Below are 24,153 nucleotides of genomic sequence, written 5' to 3' on the forward strand. Positions count from 1 at the left end.
GCGTCAGCCGCGGATCAACGCCGGGGTCACGTCGGTGTGGGTGAAGTCCTCGCCCACGAACAGCAGCGGCTCTCCGGTGGTGACCGCGAGCGCATAGGCGAAGCAGTCGCCGTAGTTCAGGCGCGCCGGCGAGCCCGACCCGCGTCCGAACCGCCGGTGTGCCATCCGGGCGACCTGACCCTGCTGCTCGGTGACCGGCGCGACCCGGATCTCCAGCGCGGCGATCAGCTCGTCCAGGCGGGCGCCGTGGGTCGCCGACCGGGAGTCCGCGACGATCGCCACCTCCAGGTGCGTGGCGACCGACATCTGGCAATCGGCAGCCGCCGCTGCTCGCAGCGCTTCGTCCGCTCCGGGCTCGTCCTCCAGGATCGCCATCAGCGCGGAGGAGTCGACGATCACCGCGGCAGACCCATGGCATCGTCGTAGAGATCCTCGACCCGCCGGATCTGCACGTCTCCGACCGTCGGCGTGGCCCGGTAGCGCAGCGCGATGTCATGGACCAGGTCCACCTTGGCGGCCGTCCGCTGGTCATCCGGGTCCTCGCCCAGCTCGGTCAGCAGGCGCTCGAGCGCCTCCTCGATGGCGCCTGTTTGGGTCCTCCCGGTCAGGGCAGCGGCTCGGCGGGCGAGGGCATGCACGCGCTCGTTCTTGATGTTGAGGCTCACGGTAGAAGTCTACCTTCGCGAGACTACAGACTTCTACCGTCATGGCCGCTCAGTGCGCGCCGCTCACGACGGCGGACGCCATCGCCCAGGTCCAGGGCGATCTGGTGGCCGGGCTCGGGCCGGCGATGTCACCCGACGCGCCGGCCTCGTGGGGGGTCTACCTCGCGGCCGACGACGTGGACGCCGCGGTCCAGCGGGCCAAGGACGCCGGCGGGCAGGTGTACGTCGAGCCGATGGACATCCCCGAGCAGGGCCGGATGGCGTGGGTGGGCGACCCGGGCGGGGCCGCGGTCGGGCTCTGGCAGGAGCAGGGCTTCGCCGGCTCGGCGCGCGCCAACGAGCCGGGCACCACCATCTGGAACGAGCTGACCGTGGCCGACCCGGCCGGGACGGCCGGCTTCTACGAGCAGGTGCTCGGCGTCGGGGTGGAGCAGCAGGACATGGGCCCCGACCTTCCGCCGTACACCATGCTCAGCGTGGACGGCCGGCCGGTCGCCGGCACGATGCAGCTCGACGGGGACATGCAGCCGCACTGGAACGTGTACTTCAACGTCGAGGACGTCGACGCGACGGTGGCGAAGGCCCAGGACCTCGGCGCCGAGGTGGTCGTCGAGGCGCACGACGTCCCCGGAATCGGCCGGTTCGGCTATCTGCGCGACCCGCAGGGGGCGACGTTCAACCTGATGCAGAACGAGAGCGCCTGACTGCTACCTCCGCGACGTCTCGGCCCTGGCGCAGGAGATGCACCAGGGCGTCGCGGGGCGCGCCTCCAGGCGACCCTCCTCGATCGGCTGCCCGCAGCGCAGACAGATGCCGTACTCCCCCGCCTCCAGCCGGGCCAGCGCGGCGTCGATCTCGACCAGCTGCTGCCGCCCGGCCGCGGCGAGGGAGGAAACCTGCGCCCGGTCGACCGCGATCGTGGTGCCCTCGATGTCGTGCTCGTCGTCGAGGTTGCTGTCCCGCGCCGCCTCCACGATGTCGGCGAAGCTGGCGTCCAGGCCGCGCAGCCGCTCGACCGCGGCGGCGCGCTTCTCCTCCAGCGCCGCGCGGGCCCTCTCGGGATCCATCCGGCCAGACTACGACCAACCGCCGACAGCGCCCGAGGACTCAGTCGGGCGGCCGTCGCGGGGCGTACTCCCGCTCGATCCACCGGCAGATCACGTCCACGACGTAGGTCCGCTCGGCCTCGTCCAGCTCGTGCCCGGCGGGGATGTCGTGCCACCGGGACAGGCAGGTGCGGCAGCAGGTGGCGGTCGCGTGCTGCGCGACGAAGACCGGGTGCCCGCGGTAGGGCGTCTGCCGCCCGTCGTTGCGCGGCTCCGCCGGGGCCAGCCGCTTCCCGATCAGGTCCTCGGCGTGCTGGCGCACCGTCGTCAGGCCGCGCAGATCCACCACCGCGCGATCCCGCCCGCGCAGGTGGAACCTGGCCCGGAAGTGGTGGCGGCCGATCCGGTCCAGCCGGGCGTCGAGATCGCCCCTCGGGCTGTCCACCTCGGCCATCCATCCAGGCTAGCCCGGCGCGGGCCGCGATACGCTCGCCGGATTCCCCCGCCGAGCCCGTGAGGTGATGTCTCGTGGCCACCGTTCCGACCGACCAGCACGACCACCCGCCCGCCGCGGTCGACCCGGCGGTGGTCGAGGAGCACGACAAGAAGTGGACGCTGCCGAAGATCCTGCTGTGGGGCGCGATCGCGCTGCTCGGCGGCGTCGGCTGGGTGATGATCGCGATCGTCCGCGGGGAGACGATCAACGCGATCTGGTTCGTGTTCGCGGCGGTCTGCAGCTACCTCATCGCCTACCGCTTCTACTCCCGCTACATCGAGCTCAAGGTCGCCCGGCCCGACGACACCCGAGCCACGCCCGCGGAGTACAAGGAGAACGGTCGCGACTACCTGCCCACCGACCGGCGGGTGCTCTTCGGCCATCACTTCGCCGCGATCGCGGGCGCGGGGCCGCTGGTGGGTCCGGTGCTCGCCGCGCAGATGGGCTACCTGCCCGGGACGCTGTGGATCATCGTCGGCGTCATCCTCGCCGGGGCGGTGCAGGACTACCTGGTGATGTTCTTCTCGATGCGCCGCGGCGGGCGCTCGCTGGGCCAGATGGCCCGTGAGGAGCTCGGCGTCATCGGCGGTACGGCGGCACTCATCGCCACGCTGACCATCATGGTGATCATCACCGCGATCCTCGCGCTGGTGGTCGTCAACGCCCTGGGCGAGTCCGCATGGGGTGTGTACTCGGTGAGCCTGACCCTGCCGATCGCCCTGTTCATGGGCGTCTACCTCCGCTTCCTCCGGCCGGGCAAGGTCATGGAGGTCTCGGTGATCGGCTTCGCGCTGCTGATGTTCGCGATCGTCTCCGGCAGCTGGGTCGCCGACTCCACCTGGGGCGCCGACGTCTTCACCCTGGAGCGGACGACGATCGCCTGGGGGATCATCGCCTACGGCTTCATCGCCGCCGTACTGCCCGTCTGGCTGCTGCTCGCGCCGCGCGACTACCTCTCCACGTTCATGAAGATCGGCGTGATCGGCCTGCTGGCGCTGGCGATCGTCTTCGTCCGGCCGACGATCAACGTGCCGGCGATCTCGGAGTTCGCCGGCCGCGCGGACGGCCCGGTGGTGCCGGGCTCGCTCTTCCCGTTCCTCTTCGTCACCATCGCGTGCGGCGCGCTGTCCGGCTTCCATGCGCTGATCAGCTCGGGCACCACGCCGAAACTGGTGGAGAAGGAGCGGCAGACCCGCTTCCTGGGGTACGGCGGCATGCTGATGGAGTCCTTCGTCGCGATCATGGCGCTGGTCGCCGCGATCAGCATCGACCGGGGCATCTACTTCGCGATGAACTCCTCCGCGGCGGTCACCGGCGGCACGGTCGACGGGGCGGTCGCCTTCGTCAACTCCCTCGGCCTGACGGGGGTGAACCTCGCGCCGAACGACCTGACCCAGCTGGCCAACGACGTGGGCGAGGAGTCGGTGGTCTCTCGCACCGGCGGCGCGCCGACCCTGGCGGTGGGCATCGCGACGATCCTGCACCAGTGGTTCGGCGGCCCCTCGATGATGGGCTTCTGGTACCACTTCGCGATCATGTTCGAGGCGCTGTTCATCCTCACCGCCGTGGACGCCGGCACCCGGGTGGCGCGGTTCATGCTGCAGGACGCGATCGGCAACTTCATCCCGAAGTTCCGCGACACCTCCTGGACGCTGGGCGCGTGGATCTGCACCGCGATCATGGTCGGCGGCTGGGGATACATCCTGGTCCTCGGCGTGACCGATCCACTCGGCGGGATCAACACGTTCTTCCCGCTGTTCGGCATCGCCAACCAGCTGCTCGCGGTGATCGCGCTGTCGGTGGTGATGGCGATCGTCGCGCGGCGCGGCAACTTCAAGCACCTGTGGGTGATCGTGGTGCCGCTCGCCTTCGCGGCCGTGGTCACGGTGACCGCGTCGATGTACAAGATCTTCTCCAGTGAGCCGGCCGTGGGCTACTGGGCGCAGAACGCCGCGTTCCGCGACGCGCTGGAGGCGGGCGAGACCAGCTTCGGGACCGCGGGTGACGTGGCGGCGATGGAGGCAGTCGTACGCAACACCACCGTCCAGGGCACGCTGTCGATCGTCTTCGTCGTGCTGACCCTCATCGTGCTGGTCACGTCGCTCATCGCGACCGTGAAGGCCTACCGCGGCCAGCGCGGGGAGAGCAAGGAGGACCCGCGCGTGGAGTCGCACATCTTCGCGCCCGCCGGGCTGTTCCCGACGCCGCCGGAGCGCGAGCTGATGGCGGAGTGGGCCGCGGTGGAGACGCCGGCGCGGCGCAGGGGGCACTGATGGCCTCCTCCGCTCCGGTCGACCCGGTCGCCGCACTGTGGCGCGGTGGCCGCGCGGCGGTGGCCTACCTGCGCGCGATCATGGGCGGGGACGCGTACGAGCGCTACTGCGAGCACCTGGCCCGTCGGCATCCCGACGTCACTCCTCCGACGGAGCGACAGTTCTGGCGGGAGCACCAGGACTGGCAGGACCGGAACCCGCAGGGGCGCTGCTGCTAGGTGGCACCCGCGATCACCGCCCGACCATCGCCAGGCCCACCACCTCCGCCAGGCGCTCGAAGTCGCGATCCATGGCGAGCACCTGTGCGTCGTTGCGCAACGCCACCGCGGCGATCATGCAGTCGATCAGTCCTCGTGGGGTGACCCCGGCCCGCCGACATCGGCGATAGACGGTCACCGCGCCGTCGAAGTCGGCCATGGGGTCGAAGCGGAGGAGTGCGAACCTGCCGAGCAGGCGGCGCAGGTCGCGCTCCCGGGCCGGCGAGCGGGCGCCCGCACACACCTCCATGACGATCGGCTCAGTGACGGCCACCGGCCCGTCCTCCGCGATCAGGGTGGTCAGGGTCTGGTCGACGTCACTGCCGGTGGCGCGGTCGAACTCGACCCAGGCCGAGGTGTCGACCAAGATCACGCGACGTCCGCGGGCGGGGTGTCGTCGGGAGGCTGGTCGATCGCCCGCGCGCCGCGCATCGCCAGCGCCTCGTCGCGATCCATCGGGTCGCCGGCGAGGTGACGGAGCGCGAGATCCACGGCCTCGGTCTTGGTGCGCACGCCGTACCTGTCCATGATCGCCACGACGTAGTCGTTCTCGATCTCGATGTTGGTACGGGTCCGGGCCATACACGTACTTTACACGTCCTGGCGGCACCCGCCTGAGCCGTGCACAAACCACCGGGTATCCGCGCCGCCAAGGCCCGGAACCCGCGTGGCCACGGGGGTCGGTCGACGCTCGGCGCCCACTTGCCCGGTGGATCGTGCACGCAGGGGTTCTCAGGTCGAGTGCGCGGCCCCGTGGCGGTCACGACGCTCGGCGCACTCGACCGACCCGGAGGCACGGCAGACTGAACCCGTGCCCGACGCCCATTTCTCGGAGCCCCGGTTGGCCCGGCTCTACGACACCTTCGACGCCGACCGCTCGGACCTGGAGCACTATGTCGAGCTGATCGACCGGCTGGGCGGCCGACGGGTACTGGACATCGGCTGTGGGACTGGGGTGCTCGCACTGATGCTCGCCGACCGCGGAATGGAGGTGACCGCGGTGGATCCGGCGCAAGCCTCGCTGGACGTGGCGCGAGCCAAGCCCGGCGCCGAGGGCGTCACCTGGGTCGAGGCGGACGCTGCCCACCTGCCGGTCATCGAGGACATCGACGTCGCCGTCATGACGGGCAACGTCGCGCAATGCGTAACCCGGGACGACGAGTGGGGAGCTGCCCTCCGTCGGATCGCGGCCGTGCTCCGTACCGGTGGGCACCTGATCTTCGAGACGCGCGACCCCGCCCGTCGGGCCTGGGACGAGTGGACCCCCGACGCCACGCGGCGCCGGGTCCGCGACGCGGTCGAGGGCGTGGTTGAGACGTGGCAACAGGTGACGCAGGTCGACCTACCGACTGTCTCCTTCGACACCTACTTCCGCTTTCCCGACACGACCATGACCAGCCGCTCGACCCTGCGCTTCCGAACCGGTGACGAGATCGAGCAGGACCTCGCCGACGCCTGGCTCGACCTGGTCGAGGTCCGCGGTGCTCCCGACCGTCCGGGGCATGAGTTGGTCATCGCCCGCAAGCCACCCGACGCGCGAGACTCCCAGGACCGTGGCTGGCGCGATCTCGCCCGCATCGACGCCGACCTGGAGGACGGGCGGATCGATGAGGCGCGGTGGCACGAGCGGGTCCTCGCCCTGATCGAGCCGGCGTACCTCGGCGCCGCGACCCCGCAGGCCCAGTCGGGGAAGGGCGGCGACGCTGGCGACTGGGAGTACTCCCGTCGGCTGCTGTGCGATGCCATCGACCGAGACGGCAGCTTCCTCGACATCGGGTGCGCCAACGGGCTGCTGATGGCCGACGTACGCCGCTGGGCCGCGCAGGACGGTCACGCCATCGAGCCACACGGGGTCGAGATCGGGCCGCGACTCGCCGACCTCGCCCGCTCGCGCTACCCGCAGTGGGCTGCCCGGATCCACGCCGCCAACGCGAACGGCTGGCGCCCGGAGCGGCGCTACGACTTCGTCCGCACTGGGCTGGAGTACGTCCCCGAGCGCTCGCGCCGGGAGTATGTGGACCACCTGATGACACACGTCGTAGCGCCGGGCGGGCGCCTGATCATCGGGGTCCATCACGCGCCGTCGGACGATCCGCTGATCGCTGACCTGGCGTCCTGGGGCTACCCGCTCGCCGGGATCAGTCGTCGCGCACATGCGCAGCCCGGGTTGTTCTACACCGCGCTCTGGCTGAACGGTCAGGGCGTTATCGGTGGCGCATCGACGGACCGATGAAATCGGGCAGGTACCCGGGTCGACCCGCTCCCTCAGCCGGCGGAGCCGTGCACAAACCACCGGGTATCCGCGCCGCCAAGGCCCGGAACCCGCGTGGCCACGGGGGTAGGCCGACGCTCGGCGCCCACTTGCCCGGTGGATCGTGCACGTCGTGCTGCTATGACCCGCCCTCGACCAGCTCCCGGAGGCGGTCGAGGTCGCGGGCGACGGTGGCACAGTCCCGATCGAACTCCTCCGCGGCGAGGTCGAGCCGGCGGACGGTGAAGACGACCTCGGAGCCGTGGGGGTGGGCGACCACGCGCAGCGGGTTGGTCACGACCGCGCCCGAGGGAAGGGTGACGTCGTGGTCGAGGACGCCGTACTCGTTGGGCGGCGCGAAACGCACCGTGACCCGCCCCATCGGGGACTCGACGACGAGCAGGTCGCCCTCGCGCGCGACCTCGGCCTCCGCGAGGCCGGAGGCCCACCGCGGAAGGTTCTCCGGCTCGGCCGCGAACGCGTAGACCGCGTCCGGCTCGGCGGCTATCACGGTGCTGACGTGGCGACTCTCCATCCGACCAGGGTGGCACGACCCGCGCCCTTGACCGCGCCTGAGAGGCTGAAGGGCACCGACTCGATGGAGGAGCCATGCCGAAGTTCCGGAAGTTCGCAGCCGTCAGCGCCGCCGCGGCGGCCGCCAAGCGCTACGCGCGCAACAACCCCGAGAAGACCGACCGCTACCTCGGCCAGGCGGCCGCGTTCGCGGACAAGCGGACCAAGGGGAAGTACTCCCGCCAGATCGACGGCCTCAGCCGCAAGGCGCGCGAGGCCGCGATGCGCGAGCCCCGCCGCCGCTGGTGACCCATGCCCTCGGTCAGCCGCACCTTCCAGACGAACACGCTCCCCGAGGCGGTCTTCGAGTACCTCGCCGACTTCACCAACACCATGGAGTGGGACCCGGGCACCCGCTCGTGTGAGCGGGTGAGCGGCGACGGCGGTGTCGGTACGACGTACCGCAACGTCAGCTCCTTCATGGGGCGCACCGTCGAGGTGACCTACACCGCGACCGAGCTCGAGCGGCCCGGCCGGGTGCACTTCGTCGGCCGGAACGCGCAGTTCGAGGGGCACGACATCTTCGACCTCCGGCCGCAGTCGGGCGGCGGCACCGAGGTGACCTACCGCGCCGACTTCGCCTTCAGCGGCCCCGCGCGCCTGGTCTCGCCGGTGGTCGGGCTCCTCGTCCTGCCGCTCCTGGCCACCAAGACCGTGGACCAGCTGAAGAGGAGCCTCGACCGGCTCTGAGTCAGGGGCGCCGCGCGGTCTCCGGGGTGCGCTCGCGCTCCTGCTTGCGCACCGCCAGCAGGCTGGTCACGGTGACCACCACCAGCACGCCCACGATCACCGCGAGGCTGAACAGGATCGGCACCTCCGGCACCACCGGCCAGATCCCGTGCGCCCAGTGCATCACCAGCTTCACGCCGATGAAGCCGAGGATGATGCTGAGGCCGTAGTTGAGGTGCACCAGCTTGCCCAGCGCTCCCTCCAGCACGAAGTAGAGCGCCCGCAGACCGAGCAGCGCGAACGCGTTGGTGACGAACACGAGGTAGGGGTCGCCGGTGATGCCGTAGACCGCCGGCACCGAGTCGACGGCGAAGACGACGTCGGTGAGGAGTACGACGACCGCGGTCAGGCCGAGCGGGGTGAGCGCGCGGCGCCCGCCGCCGGCCGGCTTGTCGGCGAGCAGCCGGGTGCCCTGATAGTCAGTGGAGACCGGCCAGAGGCGCCGTACCAGACGGACGGTGGGCATCTGGTCGACGTCGTTCTCGGCGTGGTCCTCGCCCTTGAGCGCGTCCTTGAGCAGCTTCGCGCCGGTGACCAGCAGGATGAGGCCGAAGAACAGGAAGGTGATGGCGAACATCGAGATCAGCTGCGCGCCGACCGCGATGAAGATCCCTCGCAGGACCAGGGCGCCGATGATGCCGATCATCAGCACCCGCTGCCGCAGCTCGCGCGGCACGGCGAAGGCGCCGAGGATCAGGATGAAGACGAAGAGGTTGTCGACCGAGAGCGACTTCTCCACCAGGTAGCCGGTGTAGTACTCCAGCCCCGACCGGCCGCCGTACTCCATCCACAGCCAGACGCCGAAGAGCATCGGGAGCGCGAGGTAGAAGACGGTCCAGGAGACCGCCTCCCGCATCGAGACCTCGTGCGGGCGGCGGGTGAGGTACAGGTCGAAGGCGAGCAGCGCGATGATCCCGGCGATCGTCACGCCCCACAGCATCGGGTCGGCGATCGAGGTGGTGCCGGCGGGCGCGGCGGCAGCGAGCAGTGTCATGGGGGTTCCTCAGTGCGGTTGGACTGAGGTCTCCTTCGCCCCGAGCGGGCCGCCTGCCCGGGACCGCCGTGGGGCGGTCGTAGTGACCGGGCAGGTGTTGGGAAGTACTCCCCTCGAGGTCATACCTTACGGAACGAACCTAAGAGGTCCCTAAGAGAGCCGGCCCAGGCCCGGAAGGAAGCGGCCGGTCGAGGCGGTGTACCGCCGGTAGTCCTCGCCATGCTGCCGGCCCAGATAGGGCTCCTCCACCACTCGGACCTGCAACTCGATCGCGGCCAGCAGCAGCACCCAGCCGAGGATCGCGACGAGGTTGGGGAAGACCAGGGCGATGCCCGCGCCGGTGAGAAGCATCGCGGTGAAGATCGGATTGCGAACGAACCGGAACGGGCCGTCGGTCACCAGCGCGGTGCGCTCGGCCGGGTCCACGCCGACCCGCCAGCTCTCCCCCATCGCCAGCTGAGTGAGGAAGGTCGCCGCGATCCCCGCACACGCGAGGACGACGCCCAGGGCGTGGATCCAGGGCCGGTCCAGCACGGGGATCTCGCCAAGGCCCATCAGCCCGGTCACCGGTCCGAGCAGGCCGACGAGCACCGCCACCGCGAACGCGATGCCCGCCCACCACTCGACGCTGCCCGGGCGGCCGCTCACTCCACGGAACCCGGCGTCGCCGGTACGGCGGCGCTGGAGCACGCTGCGGAGCCCGAAGCCGATGAGGGCGTACAGGCCGAACAGGGCGAGTGCCAGCACTGCCATGCCTCGACGGTATCGCTGTCGCGAGGCCCGCGCCCGGGACCGCCATCGTCGACGCACTGGCACAAGTCCGCGCGGGCGGCGACGCTGAGCGGGGCCGGTCGGCCGTCGGGAGACTTCTGCCAGCGTGGCTACGAGCAGCCAGGTCGCGACTGCCCAGCCCCTGGGCGACTCAGAGAAGCCCGGCAACCGCCTCGGCGGTCTCCTTGGCCGAGCCGGGGTTCTGGCCGGTGACCAGGTTGCGGTCGGTGACGGCGTAGGAGGCGAACGGCAGGCGCGCCTTCTCATAGTCCGCACCGCGCTCCTTCACCACCTGCTCGGCGTTGTAGGGGACGAGCTTGTCGACGCGGGCCAGGACCTCCTCCTGCCACGCGAAGCCGGTGAGCCGGCGGCCGGCCACGAGGTAGCTGCCGTCGCTCAGCCGAGTGTTCAGCAGGCCGCAGTATCCGTGACACACGGCGCCGACCACGGCACCCCGCTCGAAGAGCTCCCGGGTGATGCGCTGCAGCCCTTCGCTGTCGGGGAAGTCGAACATCACGCCGTGCCCGCCGGTGAAGTAGATCGCGTCGAAGTCGGCGGCGTCGATCTCGTCGGGGGACGCGGTCTGCTCCAGCAGCGCCATCCGCGCCGGATCGGCGTGCCATGCCTTGGCGGATCTGTCGTAGCTCGGGAACTTCAGCGATCTCGGCTCGATCGGCACCGCCCCACCGGCCGGGCTCACCAGGGTCTGCTCGAAGCCGCGGGCCTCGAAGACCTGCCAGGCGTGCGTGAGCTCGGAGAGCCACAGGCCGGTGGGGTGGTCGGTGCCGACGTACTGTCCGACGTTGGTGACGACGTTCAGGACGCGGGTCACAGCGATGGGCTCACTCGTTCAGCGCGTCGCGGAGGAAGCCGATGGTCAGCTCGCGCGCCACGTTCGCGGCCTTGGTGTCGCGCAGGCTGTCCAGCAGCAGGAAGTCGTGCACCATGCCGGCGACACGCACGGAGGTCACGTCGACGCCCGCCTCGCGGAGCTTGTTGGCGTACTGCTCCCCCTCGTCCCGGAGTACGTCGGCCTCGTCGGTGATCACCAGGGTGCGCGGCAGCCCCTCGAGCTGGCCGAGCGGTGCCTGCAGCGGGGACGCGTAGGGCTCGGCCCGCTGGGCGGGATCGGTGGTGTAGGCGTCCCAGAACCACTGCATGCCCTCGCGGGTGAGGTAGTAGCCCTCGGCGAACTGCAGGTAGGACGGGGTGTCGAAGTCCGCGTTCGTCACGGGGTAGAGCAGCGCCTGCGCCTTGAGATCGAGGCCGCCGCGGTCCTTGTTCATCAGCGCGAAGACCGCGGACATGCAGCCGCCGACGGACTCGCCGGTCACCACGACGCGGGAGGCGTCGAGGCCGTGGTCGGCACCGTGCTCGGCGACCCACTGGCCCACCGCGTAGTTCTGCTCCACCTGGGTGGGGTAGCCCTTCTCCGGCGCCCGGTCGTAGACGGGGAACACACCGGCCGCGCCGGCCCCCACGACCAGCTCGCGGAACAGGCGGTCGTGGGTGTGCTCGTCGCCGAAGACCCAGCCGGCGCCGTGGATGTAGAACACCACCGGCAGCGGCCCGGTCGCGCCGCGGGGCCGGATGATCCGGGTCCGGACCGTGCCCCACTCACCGGCGTCGACGTCGACCCACTCCTCGTCCACGTCCGGGCGGTCCACCCCCTCCCCGCTCTGCAGGTCGGAGAGGATCTGCCGACCCTGCTCGGGCGGGACCTCGTAGATCCTCGGGTGCGGGTCGGTGGCCTCGCACAGCTCCTTGGCCTCGGGCTCGAGGACGGGGGTGATCGGCGGCGGAAGGTCGTTCATGGCGAGCTCATCTCCGTTCATGGTGGGAGGGGGCTGCTGGTGTCGGGCGCGATGTGTGCGTCGCTCACATGACGCTAGACAGGCGATGTGAGCGCCGTCAACTCCCGCGTTGTCGTTACCGGTCGGTCACCGCGTCGATACGATGACGCGGATGTCCACGCGAGCCCGCTACCACCACGGCGACCTGCGCGCGGCGCTGCTGTCGACCGCGATGGAGATGCTGGAGCAGGGCGAGACGTTCTCACTGCGCGCGGTGGCGCGCCGTGCCGGCGTCTCCCCGACGGCGCCGTACCGGCACTTCGCGGACCGCGGCGCGCTGGAGTCCGCGCTGGCCAGCCAGGGGTTCCGCGATCTCAAGGACGACCTGATGGAGGGTCGCGACCTGCCGCGGTCGGTGGACGATTTGGCCGACTTCGGCGTCGCGTACGTCGACTTCGCGCTGCGCCGGCCGGCGCTGTTCCGGCTGATGTTCGGCAACGAGTGCGACGACTCCAGCGACGAGCGGGTGCGCGCGTCGGGCGACCTGCACAAGCTGCTGGCCCTCGCCCTGGGCAACGTCTTCCCCGGCGCCGACACCGACGCCCTCGCCACCGCGTCGTGGAGCCTGGTGCACGGCCTGGCGTTCCTGCACCTGGACGGGAAGCTCTCCGGTGACCAGGTGGAGGAGCGGGTCCGCGCGTCGTTCGCCGCGCTGTTCTCCGCCCGCTCCTGAGCGAGCGATGTTGACGGTGCTCACGGTGCCTGTACCGTGGATGTGAGCACTGTTAACACGGCGAGGAGAACCATGCAGACCATCCTGGGTGCGGGCGGGCAGATCGCCGAGGAGCTGGCCCGCGACCTCTACCGCACCTTCCCCCACGACATTCGTCTGGTCAGCCGGAACCCGCGGCGGATCCACGAGACCGACGAGCTCGTCGCGGCGGACCTGACCGACCCGGAGGCGACATCGGCGGCCGTCGCGGGCAGCGAGATCGCGTACCTCACGGTGGGCCTGCCGATCGACTCCGCCCTGTGGGAGCAGCGGTTCCCGGTGATGATGGCCAACGCGATCGCGGCGTGCCGGGAGCACGACTGCAAGCTGGTGTTCTTCGACAACACCTACATGTATCCACGCACCTCGACGACCCAGACCGAGGGGACGGCGTTCGAGCCGGTGGGCCGCAAGGCGACCGTGCGGGCTCGCATCGCGACCATGCTGCTGGAGGAGATGGAGGCCGGCACGATCGAGGCGGTAATCTGCCGGGCGCCCGAGTTCTACGGGCCCGGCAAGACCCAGAGCCTCACCAACTCCCTCGTCTTCGACCGGATCAAAGAGGGCAAGCGACCGATCGTCCCGCTCGACGCACACACCCTGCGCACGCTGATCTGGACGCCCGACGCGAGTCGCGGCATGGCGCTGGTCGGCAACACGCCCGATGCCTACGGCACGACCTGGCACCTGCCGGTCGACCCGGACCGGCTCAGCTACGCCGACATGGTCGAGGTGGCCTCCCAGGTCGAGGGGCGGCGGATCCGCTACCTCACCCTGCCGCGCTGGGCCTTCCGGCTCGGCGGCTTGGCCAATCCGGCGGTCAAGGAAGCCGAGGAGCTGCTCCCTCGCTACCGCGAGGACAACGTCTTCGACTCCGCGAAGTTCGCGGCCCGCTTCCCCGAGTTCGAGGTCACGACGTACCGCGAGGGGATCACCGAGATCCTGACCGGGTAACCCCCGAGCCGCCGACCCGTCGCGCAGACGCACTGGCACAACTCCGGGCGGACGACGGCGCGGAGCGGGGCCGGTTGGCCGTCGGGAGACTTCTGCCAGCGTGAGTACGAGCAGCCGGGTGGCGCCCGGGTGCACCAGACTGATGCAGATATGATGCAGATATGAGGACGACCATCGACCTGCCCCCGGCGGTGCACCGACGTGCCCGCGAGATCGCTCGGGCCCGGCAGCAGTCGCTGTCGTCCGTGGTCGCCGAGCTGGCCACGCGAGGCCTGAACGCCCTCGGCGATCCGGTGGAGGTGGGGACCGATCCGGTCAGCGGACTCCCGGCGGTCACGCTGGGTCAGCGGGTGACCAGCGACGACGTCGCGAACGCGCTGGACGAGGAGTGAGTGCGCCGTACCTGCTCGACGCGAACGCTCTCATCGCACTCGTCGTCGCGGAGCACGAGCACCACGGCCGGGTGGCCCAGTGGGCGGGAGACGTGGAGCGTCTCGCGCTGTGCCCCATCGTCGAGGGCGCACTGGTCCGCTTCCTACTCCGGCTCGGGGCGAGCGGTGCGACGGCCCAGGCCCTGCTCACGGCTCTGCACGCGTCGGGCCGTTGCGAGTTCTGGGAGGACTCGATCTCCTACCGCTCGGTCGACCTCGACCACGTGCTCGGCCACCGGCAGGTGACCGACGCCTACCTGGCCGACCTCGCCGAGAGTCGGGGAGCACGGCTCGCCACCCTCGACCGGGCGCTCGCCTCCGCCCGCCCGCAGGCCACGTACCTGATCGCCTGAGGGCTACGGCAGGCGGAGCAGCGCCTGGACCGGCGTGTGGTCGCTGGGCCAGCGATCGTCCTTGCTGGTCCAGGTGTTGATCGCCGCCTCGAGCACCTCGACCCCCGGGGTCACCAGGATCCAGTCGATCTTGACGCCCTCGGGGTCCGGCGTGCCGTAGTTGGGGAAGGTCCCTACCCGCGGGGTCAGCTGCTCTGCCGCGGCGAGCCACGTGTCCTGGAGGCCGCCGTCGGTGACCAGGACGTCGTACGGCGCCGAGTCCTCCGCCGCGGCATTGACGTCGGCGGTGAACACGACGGGTACGTCGAGCGCGGCGATCTGGTCGCGCACCGTCTCGGCGCTGCGGACCCGTGCGTTCTCCGACTGGTGGTCGAAGTGGGAGTTGATGTGCACGAACTCCTTGCCGGTCTCGCGGTCGTTGAAGCGGACCCAGGTGACGATCCGGGTGACCCGGTTGCCCCAGGTCGCGGAGCCGATGACGTCGGGGGTGTCGGAGAGCCAGTACTGGTCCCACCCGAGCGCCTCGAGCCGGCGGGCGTCGTAGAAGATGGAGGAGTACTCGCCCGCCGAACCGCCCGCGCGGCCGTAGCCGAGCATCCGGTACGAGTCGCCGAGCCCGGCCTCGACCGCGGGCAGCTGGTTCCACTCCGCCTCCTGCACGCCGAGGATCGTCGGCTTCTCCTTCTTCAGGAACTCGGTCACCAGCGGCGCGCGCTCGGGCCAGTAGTCGGGCTCGCCCGGGCTGGTCGAGCCCTCGCGGTCGTAGCGGATGTTGAAGCTCATCGCGTGCAGGTACGGCGGCCGCGCGCGGCCGATCAGCGCGGCACCTCGCCGCTCTCCCGGCCGCACCGGGGCGGCGCCGGCGGGAGCCGCGGCGGCCAGGGTCCCGGCGGCGGCGAGGCCCGCCGCTCCGCCCAGCATGCCGCGGCGAGTGATGCTCGAGTCGGTCGGTCGCATGGCTCTCCTCGAAGGGTGGGGGTGTCGACGCGGCCACCCTGTGCGGCGCGGGTGAACGCTGGTCCACCGCCCGGCGACCGTCGCGCGACGGCTCCGGAACGCGGCCGGGCTGGCGTACCTCGCCACACCCGCCGGTTCACGTCCCCGGGAAGTCGCGGGAGCGGGCGAGCGGGCTCGTCGCGGGCCGCCCCAGCGCGGGCTCACTAGGCTGATCCCATGACGTCGGACGTGCGCACGCGCCTGGGCGTCCTGATGAGCGGGGCGCTCCGACGGTGGCGTCCGCACCTGCCGTGGGTGCTGGTCCTCCTCCTCGTCCTCGCCCTGCTGCCGACCACGATCGGCGTGCTCAACGCCCACTACGCCCTCAGCGGCGGGACCGCCAGCGCGCTCGCGATCGTCCAGACCGTCCCGCTGCTGCTCGCCGTGCGCCGGCCGCTGGACGCGTGGTACCTCATCGCGCCGGCCACCCTCGCGGGCGGTCTGGTGCTGCTCGCCGTCGACCTGGAGGGCCTGATCTGGCCCTACCCGCCGATGGAGATCGTGGGGTACGTCGCCCTGTGTCTCGCGCTCGGCCTGCGCGAGACCCGCCGGACGCTGGTGTGGGTGTGGGCGGCGACCGCGGTGGCCAGCATCGGGCTGCGCTTCCTCGTGCCCGAGGGGTCCTCGGACTCCACCGTCATCACGATCGTGCTGAGCGGCGTCGCGCTGGTCCTGGGCGTGGCGCTGCGCGAGCGCTACGAGGCGCAGCGCCGGCTGGCCGAGCAGGAGACCATCAGCGAGGCCGAGCGGAGCCGCCGTACCCTCCTGGAGGAACGGGCCCGGATCGCTCGCGAGCTGCACGACGTGGTCGCGCACCACATGTCGGTGATCACCGTGCAGGCCGACACCGCGACCTACCGGATCGCCGGGCTGCAGCCGCAGGCCCAGGCGGAGTTCGCCTCGATCGCCTCGACGGCGCGGGAGTCGCTGGGCGAGATGCGGCGGCTGCTCGGAATCCTGCGCAGCGAGGACGCGATCGGCGAGCGGGCGCCGCAGCCGGGGCTGGGGGAGCTCGACCACCTGGTGGAGGCGACCGTGCGGGCCGGCGTACCGGTCGAGTTCACCGCCGCCGACGTCGTCGTACCCGAGACCGTCGGGCTCTCGGCCTACCGGATCGTGCAGGAGGCGCTGGCCAACGTGGTGCGGCACGCGCCCGGGGCGGCGACGCGGGTGACGGTGGCCGAGGAGGACGAGCGGCTCACCGTGGTCGTCGTCAACGGCCGCTCCCCCGAGCCGCCCGGCGCGCCGCTGGAGGCCGAGGGCACCGGGCACGGGCTGGTCGGGATGCGCGAGCGGGTGCGCCTGGTCGGCGGCACGCTCGAGGCCGGCCCGCTGACCGAGGGCGGCTTCCGGGTGGCCGCCTGCCTCCCCCTGACCGAGGGCGAGGACGCGTGAGCACGCGGGTGCTGATCGTCGACGACCAGGCGATGGTGCGGGCGGGCTTCGCCGCCCTGCTGGCGGCGCAGGACGACCTGGAGGTGGTCGGGGAGGCGACCGACGGCGTGGAGGGCGTCGAGCTGGTACGTCGTACCCGACCCGACGTCGTCTTGATGGACGTCCGGATGCCCCGGATGGACGGGCTGGAGGCGACCCGCCGGATCCTGGACTCCCCCGCGCTCGAGCAGCGGCCGCGGGTGCTGATGCTGACCACGTTCGACCTCGACGACTACGTCTACGAGGCACTCCGCGCCGGCGCCAGCGGGTTCCTGCTCAAGGACGCCCCGCCGGACGACCTGATCGCGGCCGTGCGCGTGGTGGCCGCCGGGGACGCGCTGCTCGCCCCCTCGGTGACCCGGCGGCTGATCGCGGACTTCGCCCAACAGCAGCCGCGCGGCAGGCCGGCGCTGCGGCTGAATGCGCTCACCGAGCGGGAGACCGAGGTGCTCGCCCTGGTCGCGCGCGGCTGCTCCAACGCCGAGATCGCCGAGACGCTGGTGCTCGCCGAGCAGACGGTGAAGACGCACGTCAGCCGGGTCTTCGGCAAGCTCGACCTGCGCGACCGGGCGCAGGCGGTGGTCTTCGCCTACGAGTCCGGCCTGGTGACCCCGGGCGGCTGACCGGTACCCCGGTAGGGGGTCGCAGTTGGCTCCCCGGTGTGACGCGCGCGGGCGCGCCTGGTTCCTACGTTCCACGGCATGAGCACATCAGCCCTCCTGCCGGAGCTGCACTACGAACCCATCGAGACCGACGGCCTGCGCCTGCTCGCCTGCGACCCGCCGGGCGGGCCGCGGATCGTCGAGGCGCTCGGGGACATCGCGATGGCCGACCACATCGCGGTCCTCGTCCCGGGCAACGGCCATCACCGCGGCAACTACCTCACCCATCGCGGACCGGTCGGGCCGCGGGGCCGCGGCCGGCTGCTGCTGCCCACGATGCAGGCCCTCGCGCCGGGAGCGCGGGTGGCCGTCGTGGTGTGGGTCGGCTATCGCGCGCCGTCGGGGATCGCCGCCGCGTTCTCCAACGGCCCGGCGTACGGCGGCGCCGGCGACCTCGCCCGCCTCACCCACTACCTCCCCCGCTCGGCGCACGTCACGCTGATCGGGCACAGCTACGGCGCCGCGGTCTGCGGGCTCGCGCTGGCCGACGGGCGGGCCGACGACTGCGTCGCGCTGGGCGCCCCGGGGATGGGCGTGTGGCGGCGCGCCGAGCTCGGCGAGCGCACCCGGCTCTGGGCGGGCGCCGCTGCGTCGGACTGGATCCGGCTCTTCCCGCACGGGCGGATCGGCCGCCTCGGCCTGGGCCGCTCGCCGCTGCACCCGGCGATCGGCGCGCGCCGCTTCGCCACCGGCGACGTCACCGGCCACTGCGGCTACTACGCCGAGGGCAGCGAGTCGCTGCGCAACATCGCCCTGATCGCGGTGGGGAGGTACGACGAGGCCTCGCCGGTCGAGCCCGTCGAGACCACCGCCTTGCCGGTCGAGCCGCCCCCATCGGTGGTCGAGCCTGTCGAGACCACGGGAGCAGCCGCATGAGCGCGCGGGCGATCCGGACCGAGGGCCTGCGGAGGAGCTTCCCGGGGAAGGGCGTCGCGCTCGACCGCCTCGACCTGGCGGTGGCACCCGGCACGGTGCACGGGCTGCTCGGCCCGAACGGGGCGGGCAAGACGACCGCCGTACGCATCCTGGCGACGCTGCAGCGCTTCGACTCCGGCCGCGCGTGGGTGGCCGGTTGCGACGTGGCGGCGGACCCGGCGGGCGTGCGGGCGCGGATCGGCCTGGCGGGGCAGTCCGCCGCGGTCGACGAGGTGCTCACCGGGCGACAGAACCTGGAGCTCTTCGCCCGGCTGCACCACCTGCGTCGCCGCGAGGCGCGGGTGCGCGCGGTCGAGCTGTTGGAGCGGTTCGGCCTGGGGGCCGCGGCGGACCGGCCGGTGCGGCACTACTCCGGCGGGATGCGGCGGCGTCTGGACCTGGCGGTGAGCCTGATCCGCGGCGCGTCCGTGCTCTTCCTCGACGAGCCGAGCAGTCAAACGGGAGGTATCCGATTGGTCGCTTACCAGCCTACCGACTTCGCGCTGGCAGCGTAAGGGTCGTTTCGCGCGCACTTAGCCACCTGTGGCGGCCCACAACACATCGAGCAGGGAGCGGGTAGCCGAATCCGGCCTACGCTGGCAGGTATGGATGGCTGGAAGCAGGAGCACGCCGAGGCTGCGAATGTGGCCGTCGAGCATCCTCTTGTGGCCGCAGCGATCGAGGAGTATCTGGGCAATCTCGGGATAGAGGATTCCGGCTTGCCCGCATCCGGCATCCGCAAGGTCGCCGTCTATGCCGCCCAGGTCGCCCGAGCGCAGGCCCTCGGTATAGATCCCGAACGGCTCCGACTCACTTCCGAGGAGGCGCGATCCGAACTGCTCCACTTCGCTGCCCACTCTGTCCTCGACGGCGTACCCACCTACTTCATCGAGCGTCCCGAGGAGGAGCAGGACTGACTGATTGCCTCGGTCGGCGAACCGCCATGCACCGAGTCACAGGCGGCGTCCCTGGTAGACGTGAGGACTGCTCAACGTGAGGGCAGCATTGGGGGCTGTCTCCCGGAACCGTCGGAGCCGAGCGAGGGCGGCCTGCGCTGCACGGTGCTCGGCGGCTTGCTCGGATGTGCGGATGCTCTTGGCGTCTCCCAGCGGTGACGGGCTGCTGATCTCGTGGCGGTGTCGGTAGAGCGCGATGGTGGCCGCGTGCGCTTGCCACTGTTCTCTCGCCCTCGGTTGCGCTGGAGGCGTGCCGAGTCGTGAGATCCACGCGGCTTCGGCATCCTGTGCTTCGTTCACGAGTCGCCCGGCGGCAGCCTCGATGAGTGCCTGCCGCTCGTCGAGCGCCGTCTGCATGTCGCCAGGGATGGGCTGAGCGGGGGTGGCGATGAGCCCCGCGACACGTAGCCTGCGGTTCTTGCCCGGTGCCAGTTGGCCTGTCGCCTGGTCGAGCATGGCCGCGAGCTGCGCGGCGGAGTCGGTCTGCTCATCGCCGGGCGTCAGACGCGGCGCGAGCATGTTCAGTGCGACGGTGGCGAGATGCCCGGCGGCTTCGTGGCGGGCGAGTGCTGCTTCGAGGCGTTCGTAGTAGGGGGTGGTGAACACGTCGTCGGCCACGTCGTCGGGGAACGGTGCGACGTCGAGCAGCGTGGCCCAGCGGTCGATCTGCGCTTCGCGGGCGAGCACGTCGTACTCGTCCATGAGCGTGGACAGCGAGGCGTGGCGGTCGACCTCGAGTTTCAGAGTCTCGGTGGCCGACAGGTCGGCATCGCTACGCTTCAAGACCTCGGCCAAGCGGTCGATGAGCGTCAACGGCTTCGGCTGGTCGAGGTGGGGCTCGACCTCGTGCGGGTCGGGCACGATGACGTAGGCGTGGTTGCGGTGCTTGCCTCGGGTCATGGCGACGTAGAACAACTCCCGGCCTGCCTTATCCGGGTCAACGAGCGCGTGCGCGGTGTCGACGCTGGCTCCTTGGGCGCGATGGACGGTGCTGGCGTAGCCGAGTTCGAGTTCTTCGTGGACATACTTCGCGGGCAACACGAGCGCCTTGCCGCGCGGCTGGTCGCCCTTGCCGAGGCGACGTAGCGCGAGGGAGCCGTCTTCGTAGCGATGGGTGACCTGCCAGCGGTCACCGTTCTTGACCCATGTCCTGCCGGTGGTCAGGCGGCGGTCGTTGAGCCGGGTGACGACCAGATCCCCGACCCCGGCGGTGGTGCCGTCGTGCAGCTCGACGCCCTCGGCTTCGACGCGCCCGGCTTCGATGAGGTCGGCGCGGGCACGGCCGTTGAGTTCGGCGACCATCTCGCCGGTGCCCGCGATCATGAGCGTGCGCAGGCCCTCATCACGGTCGGTGCGCCACGCCTCGTAGATCGTGTCGAGCATCGTCTCGGCGTCGCCCTCGACCAGCCGGGCCTGTTCGTTGTAGGCGTCGAGCGCCTTGACGTTGCCGTGCCGCAGGCCGAGGCTCGCGGTCTTCTCCCACTCGTTGACGAAGCGGCGCACGTCGGTGAGTTCGGGCACCCGGTGGCGGTGGCGCACGAGCATCCCGAAAGCCCCACCAGTCTCCACGGCACTCAACTGCGCCCAGTCACCGATGAGGACGACCTTGGCCCCGACCTCTGCCGCGTGCGCGGTGATCCGATCCAGCGCGAGCGTGCCCGCGAGGGAGGACTCGTCCACGAGCACGAGCTGCCCTGCTTGCAGGCTCCAGCGTCCTTTGGCGTGTTCGTAGAGGAACTTCGCGGTGTTCTCGGCCCGGATGCCGAGGGAGTCTCCGAGCACTTCGGCTGCCGCCGCTGAGGGTGCGAGACCGATCACGGAGTCGCGGCCGTGCGCTGCCGTCCACGCCCGGTGCAAGGCTCGCAGAGCCGTGGTCTTGCCGGCACCTGCCGGGCCGACGAGTAGATCGAGCGTGAGCCCGGAGCGGGCGATGCGGGTGATCGCGGTGGCCTGATCCGGGTCGAGCCTGACGCCTCTGATCTTGCGTGAGACATGCCGGGCGACCAGCCGTGCTTTGAGCGCCGGCCCGGTGTCGTCCTGGCTGTATTCAAGGAGGCGCTGTTCGGCGTCGAGGATGTCTTGGCTGGAGTAGGCGATCTGATCGACGGGCTGGAACCTGTTGCCCTCGTCCTCGATGTAATGCGCGGGCACGGCACGGTCGTAGGCCGGGGTGAGGTTCCCCCCGGACCGTAGAGGCATCGACAATGAGGATCGAGATGCCACAGAAGCGGAAGAAGTACGACCGGGAGTTCCGTGAGGGAGCTGTCCGGATCGTCGAAGAGACCGGGAAGCCGATCGCTCAGGTCGCGCGCAACCTCGGCGTGGTCGAGGGCACGTTGGGCAACTGGGTCAAGCAGGCCCGGGAAGCACGCGAGGGCCGCGACGGAATGTCGAAGGACGACCACGAGGAGCTCAAGCGGCTGCGTGCTGAGAACGCCGAGCTCCGGATGGAGCGTGATGTCCTCAAGCGATCCGTGGTCCTGTGGGTGAAGGAGGCGACGAAGTGAGCGTGGCACGCTTCATCGCCGACCAGAGGACGATCTACCGGGTGCCGCACACGATGACCTGCCTGCTGCTGGGGGTGTCCCTGGCGTGGTTCTACAAGTGGCGCGACCGGTCGCTCGGCCCGGGCGCCTCGAGCGGCCTGTTCACCGCTATGGACCGTCGCCGCTACACCATCGACCGGGCCGTGAAGGTGATGTTCACCAAGAAGCGGGGCCTGCACGGCTCCCCGCGGTTGCACGCTGACCTGCTCGATGATGGGTGGGAGGTCAGCGAGAAGACCGTCGCGGACTCGATGCGCCGCCAGGGGCTGGTCGCCCGGCGGATCAAGCGGAGGAACGGTCTGACACGCCAGGACAAGACCGCACCGAAGTTCGCCGACCTGCTGCGCCGTGACTTCACCGCGCAGCGGCCTAACGCCCGCTGGGTTGGCGACATGACTGAGATCCCCACGGCCAGCGGGAAGCTGTACCTGGCCACCGTGATCGACCTGTACTCGCGTCGTCTGCTCGGCGCCGCGACCAGCCTGCACCCCGACGCCGAGCTGGCGTGCGCGGCGATCAAGATGGCCGTGGCGGCTCGCGGTGGCGTCGATGCGGTCAACCAGCCGGGTTGGCGCACCGAGGAGACCAAGCGGGTCATCTTCCACACCGACCGGGGCTCGACCTACACCGCGACCTCGTTCACCAAGCTGTGCCGCGACATGGGCATCCGGCAGTCGATGGGCCGGGTCGGGTCGTGCTTCGACTGTGAGAAGAATCAGGGGCTGCCTGGCCGGGGTCTGACCCTTGCTTACGACTGGCCGCGGTGCCTTGGCGTTGATCTGTCGGCGCCGGCCAGGTGGCGATCAACGCACACGCCGGCTGGCCGGGAGGGCGGTGACCGAATAGGGGCCTGATCGCCAAACCTGACCCATCACAGTCCTGTCCTACCCGCCCGACCAGCTGGCTCCGACCACCCAGCAGATCAGGAGGGCAGCCATGACCAGCATGACCGTCGAACCCGCCGAGCAGGTAGCCGCCGACGTCACGAGTCGGCAGATCATCATCGGTGTCGACACCCACAAGTACGCCCACGTCGCGGTCGCCTTGGACCACCTCGGCGCACGGCTCGCTGCGCAGCATGTCGCGGCGAACCGCGAGGGATACGCGCAACTCGAGGCTTGGGCCGCCTCGTTGGCCGGCAACGGTCGCGTGATCGCTTACGGCGTCGAGGGCACCGGCAGCTACGGAGTCGGCCTGGCCAGTTTCCTGCGCCGCACCGGCCACCGCGTCATCGAGGTCAACCGCGGTGACCGGCGCGGCCGTCGCAGCAACGGCAAGAGCGACACCCTCGACGCCGAGGCCGCCGCGCGTGCAGTACTCGGCGGCCAAGCGACGGCGATCCCGAAGTCCGCCGACGGCACCGCCGAGATGATCCGACAGATCAAGATCGCCCGGGACACCGCGCGGAAGGCCAGGACCAGCGCGATGATCACGCTCAAGGCGCTGATCGTCACCGCGCCCGCGGACCTGCGCGAGCACCTCGCCGGGACATCCGACAAGGTCCTCATCAACCGGTGCGCCTCGTTGCGTCCGGGAGCGGTGACCTCACCGACCGCGAGTGCGAAGCACGCGCTACGGACGCTCGCGAAGCGCTACCAAACGCTGGACGCCGAAATCCGCGAGCACGACACGATCCTCGACGACCTCACCCGCGCCCACGCACCCACCCTGCGTGAAGGACTGGGCATCGGCGCCGACACCGCCGCCGAGGTCCTCATCGTCTTCGGCGACAACCCAGAACGCGTTCACTCCGAAGCCGCGTTTGCCAAGCTTTGCGGCACCAGTCCGGTCCCTGCCTCATCAGGCATGACGAACCGGCACCGGCTCTCACGAGCCGGTCACCGCGAAGCGAACGCCGCCCTCTACCGAGCTGTGATCGTCCGGATGAGGTTCCATCAGCCGACCATCGATTACGTCGCCCGACGCACTGCCGAGGGGCTGTCTAAACGCGACATCATCCGGTGCCTCAAGCGTTACCTCGCCCGCGAGGTGTACCAAGCCGTGATGACCGACCACCGCGCCCGCCGGGGCGAGGCGCCACAATGAAGTCTTGACCTATAGGGGCGTCAACGCCGCCGCTGAGGCGTTCTTCAGCAGCCTGGAGTGGGAGGTTCTCTCACGCCACGAGTTCGAGCACACCCGCCAGGCCCAGGCTGTCGTGCTGGACTGGTGCTACGGGTTCTACAACCACGAACGCCGGCACAGCTCGGCAGGCATGATGAGCCCGGTCAGCTACGAGAACACCGCGGCCCCCGACCGGGAAGCCGCATAAGGAAGCCCTCCACG

32 protein-coding genes are annotated in these 24,153 nt (G+C 70.8%); 19 read left to right on the plus strand and 13 right to left on the minus strand.

Annotation, left to right across the window (positions count from 1 at the left end; all coding sequences use genetic code 11):
* Positions 1-3 precede the first annotated feature (3 nt).
* Together K8W59_RS18645 and K8W59_RS18650 are read right to left on the minus strand one after the other, a co-directional pair.
* Positions 4-399, minus strand: a complete 396-nt coding sequence (locus tag K8W59_RS18645; RefSeq protein ID WP_223396493.1) for a type II toxin-antitoxin system VapC family toxin — start codon at positions 397-399, stop codon at positions 4-6.
* Entirely contained in the window at positions 396-665 is a 270-nt protein-coding gene (locus tag K8W59_RS18650; RefSeq protein ID WP_223396494.1) for a type II toxin-antitoxin system VapB family antitoxin, read from the minus strand. Before K8W59_RS18650 ends, K8W59_RS18645 begins: the two co-directional genes overlap by 4 nt.
* A gap of 41 nt (positions 666-706) precedes the next feature.
* On the opposite strand from K8W59_RS18650, the gene K8W59_RS18655 reads away from it, so the two are divergent.
* Positions 707-1,369, plus strand: coding sequence for a VOC family protein (locus K8W59_RS18655; protein ID WP_223396495.1), 663 nt, complete (start codon positions 707-709; stop codon positions 1,367-1,369).
* Between the two features lie 3 nt (positions 1,370-1,372).
* Here the strand turns inward: K8W59_RS18655 and K8W59_RS18660 are convergent, their stop codons facing one another.
* Entirely contained in the window at positions 1,373-1,732 is a 360-nt protein-coding gene (locus K8W59_RS18660; protein WP_223396496.1) for a TraR/DksA family transcriptional regulator, read from the minus strand.
* 40 nt (positions 1,733-1,772) lie between these two features.
* Positions 1,773-2,165 (minus strand): DUF4186 domain-containing protein, encoded by a 393-nt coding sequence (locus tag K8W59_RS18665; protein WP_223396497.1) that lies wholly within the window; start codon positions 2,163-2,165, stop codon positions 1,773-1,775.
* 218 nt (positions 2,166-2,383) lie between these two features.
* Here K8W59_RS18665 and K8W59_RS18670 point away from each other — a divergent pair, with 218 nt between their 5' ends.
* Positions 2,384-4,480, plus strand: a complete 2,097-nt coding sequence (locus K8W59_RS18670; protein WP_223399920.1) for a carbon starvation CstA family protein — start codon at positions 2,384-2,386, stop codon at positions 4,478-4,480.
* Complete coding sequence (locus K8W59_RS18675) at positions 4,480-4,698, plus strand: YbdD/YjiX family protein (protein WP_223396498.1); 219 nt, start codon at positions 4,480-4,482, stop codon at positions 4,696-4,698. The genes K8W59_RS18670 and K8W59_RS18675 overlap by 1 nt, the downstream gene beginning before the upstream one ends.
* A gap of 13 nt (positions 4,699-4,711) precedes the next feature.
* On the opposite strand, the gene vapC is transcribed toward K8W59_RS18675, so the two are convergent.
* Together vapC and K8W59_RS18685 are read right to left on the minus strand one after the other, a co-directional pair.
* Positions 4,712-5,110, minus strand: coding sequence for a type II toxin-antitoxin system VapC family toxin (gene vapC / locus K8W59_RS18680; protein WP_223396499.1), 399 nt, complete (start codon positions 5,108-5,110; stop codon positions 4,712-4,714).
* Positions 5,107-5,319, minus strand: a complete 213-nt coding sequence (locus K8W59_RS18685; protein ID WP_223396500.1) for a type II toxin-antitoxin system VapB family antitoxin — start codon at positions 5,317-5,319, stop codon at positions 5,107-5,109. The genes vapC and K8W59_RS18685 overlap by 4 nt, the downstream gene beginning before the upstream one ends.
* A gap of 229 nt (positions 5,320-5,548) precedes the next feature.
* Here K8W59_RS18685 and K8W59_RS18690 point away from each other — a divergent pair, with 229 nt between their 5' ends.
* Positions 5,549-6,970 carry a class I SAM-dependent methyltransferase gene (locus K8W59_RS18690; protein ID WP_223396501.1) on the plus strand — a complete coding sequence of 474 codons (1,422 nt, stop codon included), beginning with the start codon at positions 5,549-5,551 and terminating at the stop codon, positions 6,968-6,970.
* 157 nt (positions 6,971-7,127) lie between these two features.
* On the opposite strand, the gene K8W59_RS18695 is transcribed toward K8W59_RS18690, so the two are convergent.
* Positions 7,128-7,523, minus strand: coding sequence for an SRPBCC family protein (locus K8W59_RS18695; RefSeq protein ID WP_223396502.1), 396 nt, complete (start codon positions 7,521-7,523; stop codon positions 7,128-7,130).
* A gap of 74 nt (positions 7,524-7,597) precedes the next feature.
* Here K8W59_RS18695 and K8W59_RS18700 point away from each other — a divergent pair, with 74 nt between their 5' ends.
* Positions 7,598-7,810: an antitoxin gene (locus tag K8W59_RS18700; protein WP_223396503.1), complete on the plus strand. Its 213-nt coding sequence runs from the start codon at positions 7,598-7,600 to the stop codon at positions 7,808-7,810.
* Positions 7,811-7,813: 3 nt separating this feature from the next.
* Positions 7,814-8,251: an SRPBCC family protein gene (locus K8W59_RS18705; RefSeq protein WP_223396504.1), complete on the plus strand. Its 438-nt coding sequence runs from the start codon at positions 7,814-7,816 to the stop codon at positions 8,249-8,251.
* Position 8,252: 1 nt separating this feature from the next.
* Here the strand turns inward: K8W59_RS18705 and K8W59_RS18710 are convergent, their stop codons facing one another.
* The 4 genes from K8W59_RS18710 to K8W59_RS18725 all read right to left on the minus strand — a co-directional run bounded on the left by K8W59_RS18710 (position 8,253) and on the right by K8W59_RS18725 (position 11,869).
* On the minus strand, positions 8,253-9,284 hold the full coding sequence (locus K8W59_RS18710; protein ID WP_223396505.1) for a TerC/Alx family metal homeostasis membrane protein: 1,032 nt from the start codon (positions 9,282-9,284) through the stop codon (positions 8,253-8,255).
* Positions 9,285-9,434: 150 nt separating this feature from the next.
* A complete protein-coding gene (locus K8W59_RS18715) occupies positions 9,435-10,037 on the minus strand; it encodes a methyltransferase family protein (protein ID WP_223396506.1) in 603 nt (200 codons plus the stop codon).
* A 169-nt stretch (positions 10,038-10,206) separates the two neighbouring features.
* The gene (locus K8W59_RS18720) at positions 10,207-10,887 is read right to left on the minus strand and encodes a type 1 glutamine amidotransferase domain-containing protein (protein WP_223396507.1); all 681 of its coding nucleotides are present in this window, start codon (positions 10,885-10,887) and stop codon (positions 10,207-10,209) included.
* Positions 10,888-10,897: 10 nt separating this feature from the next.
* Positions 10,898-11,869, minus strand: coding sequence for an alpha/beta hydrolase (locus K8W59_RS18725; RefSeq protein ID WP_223396508.1), 972 nt, complete (start codon positions 11,867-11,869; stop codon positions 10,898-10,900).
* 151 nt (positions 11,870-12,020) lie between these two features.
* Here K8W59_RS18725 and K8W59_RS18730 point away from each other — a divergent pair, with 151 nt between their 5' ends.
* From K8W59_RS18730 to K8W59_RS18745, 4 genes are all read left to right on the plus strand, one after another.
* The gene (locus tag K8W59_RS18730; protein WP_223396509.1) at positions 12,021-12,581 is read left to right on the plus strand and encodes a TetR/AcrR family transcriptional regulator; all 561 of its coding nucleotides are present in this window, start codon (positions 12,021-12,023) and stop codon (positions 12,579-12,581) included.
* A 72-nt stretch (positions 12,582-12,653) separates the two neighbouring features.
* The gene (locus tag K8W59_RS18735) at positions 12,654-13,574 is read left to right on the plus strand and encodes an NAD-dependent epimerase/dehydratase family protein (protein WP_223396510.1); all 921 of its coding nucleotides are present in this window, start codon (positions 12,654-12,656) and stop codon (positions 13,572-13,574) included.
* Between the two features lie 161 nt (positions 13,575-13,735).
* On the plus strand, positions 13,736-13,966 hold the full coding sequence (locus K8W59_RS18740) for a hypothetical protein (RefSeq protein WP_223396511.1): 231 nt from the start codon (positions 13,736-13,738) through the stop codon (positions 13,964-13,966).
* The gene (locus K8W59_RS18745) at positions 13,963-14,358 is read left to right on the plus strand and encodes a PIN domain-containing protein (RefSeq protein WP_223396512.1); all 396 of its coding nucleotides are present in this window, start codon (positions 13,963-13,965) and stop codon (positions 14,356-14,358) included. Before K8W59_RS18740 ends, K8W59_RS18745 begins: the two co-directional genes overlap by 4 nt.
* Positions 14,359-14,361: 3 nt before the next feature.
* On the opposite strand, the gene K8W59_RS18750 is transcribed toward K8W59_RS18745, so the two are convergent.
* Positions 14,362-15,315 carry an endonuclease/exonuclease/phosphatase family protein gene (locus K8W59_RS18750; protein ID WP_223396513.1) on the minus strand — a complete coding sequence of 318 codons (954 nt, stop codon included), beginning with the start codon at positions 15,313-15,315 and terminating at the stop codon, positions 14,362-14,364.
* A gap of 216 nt (positions 15,316-15,531) precedes the next feature.
* On the opposite strand from K8W59_RS18750, the gene K8W59_RS18755 reads away from it, so the two are divergent.
* The 5 genes from K8W59_RS18755 (at position 15,532) to K8W59_RS18775 (ending at position 19,282) form a co-directional block, all read left to right on the plus strand.
* The gene (locus K8W59_RS18755; protein WP_223396514.1) at positions 15,532-16,749 is read left to right on the plus strand and encodes a sensor histidine kinase; all 1,218 of its coding nucleotides are present in this window, start codon (positions 15,532-15,534) and stop codon (positions 16,747-16,749) included.
* On the plus strand, positions 16,746-17,411 hold the full coding sequence (locus tag K8W59_RS18760) for a response regulator (protein WP_223396515.1): 666 nt from the start codon (positions 16,746-16,748) through the stop codon (positions 17,409-17,411). Before K8W59_RS18755 ends, K8W59_RS18760 begins: the two co-directional genes overlap by 4 nt.
* Positions 17,412-17,489: 78 nt before the next feature.
* Positions 17,490-18,326 (plus strand): alpha/beta hydrolase, encoded by an 837-nt coding sequence (locus tag K8W59_RS18765; RefSeq protein ID WP_223396516.1) that lies wholly within the window; start codon positions 17,490-17,492, stop codon positions 18,324-18,326.
* Entirely contained in the window at positions 18,323-18,880 is a 558-nt protein-coding gene (locus tag K8W59_RS18770) for an ABC transporter ATP-binding protein (RefSeq protein ID WP_223396517.1), read from the plus strand. Before K8W59_RS18765 ends, K8W59_RS18770 begins: the two co-directional genes overlap by 4 nt.
* A 90-nt stretch (positions 18,881-18,970) precedes the next feature.
* Entirely contained in the window at positions 18,971-19,282 is a 312-nt protein-coding gene (locus K8W59_RS18775) for a hypothetical protein (RefSeq protein ID WP_223396518.1), read from the plus strand.
* A 36-nt stretch (positions 19,283-19,318) separates the two neighbouring features.
* Here K8W59_RS18775 and K8W59_RS18780 read toward each other — a convergent pair whose 3' ends face one another.
* Positions 19,319-21,472 (minus strand): ATP-dependent DNA helicase, encoded by a 2,154-nt coding sequence (locus K8W59_RS18780; RefSeq protein WP_223396519.1) that lies wholly within the window; start codon positions 21,470-21,472, stop codon positions 19,319-19,321.
* Positions 21,473-21,525: 53 nt separating this feature from the next.
* Between K8W59_RS18780 and K8W59_RS18785 the strand changes: the two genes are divergently transcribed.
* The 4 genes from K8W59_RS18785 to K8W59_RS18800 all read left to right on the plus strand — a co-directional run bounded on the left by K8W59_RS18785 (position 21,526) and on the right by K8W59_RS18800 (position 24,139).
* On the plus strand, positions 21,526-21,828 hold the full coding sequence (locus K8W59_RS18785) for a transposase (RefSeq protein ID WP_223396339.1): 303 nt from the start codon (positions 21,526-21,528) through the stop codon (positions 21,826-21,828).
* The gene (locus K8W59_RS18790; RefSeq protein WP_223396520.1) at positions 21,825-22,721 is read left to right on the plus strand and encodes an IS3 family transposase; all 897 of its coding nucleotides are present in this window, start codon (positions 21,825-21,827) and stop codon (positions 22,719-22,721) included. The genes K8W59_RS18785 and K8W59_RS18790 overlap by 4 nt, the downstream gene beginning before the upstream one ends.
* An 82-nt stretch (positions 22,722-22,803) precedes the next feature.
* A complete protein-coding gene (locus K8W59_RS18795) occupies positions 22,804-23,913 on the plus strand; it encodes an IS110 family RNA-guided transposase (RefSeq protein WP_223396521.1) in 1,110 nt (369 codons plus the stop codon).
* A 4-nt stretch (positions 23,914-23,917) separates the two neighbouring features.
* A complete protein-coding gene (locus tag K8W59_RS18800; RefSeq protein ID WP_223396522.1) occupies positions 23,918-24,139 on the plus strand; it encodes an IS3 family transposase in 222 nt (73 codons plus the stop codon).
* Positions 24,140-24,153: the final 14 nt, after the last annotated feature.

Source organism: Nocardioides rotundus (assembly GCF_019931675.1).
Lineage (GTDB): Bacteria > Actinomycetota > Actinomycetes > Propionibacteriales > Nocardioidaceae > Nocardioides > Nocardioides rotundus.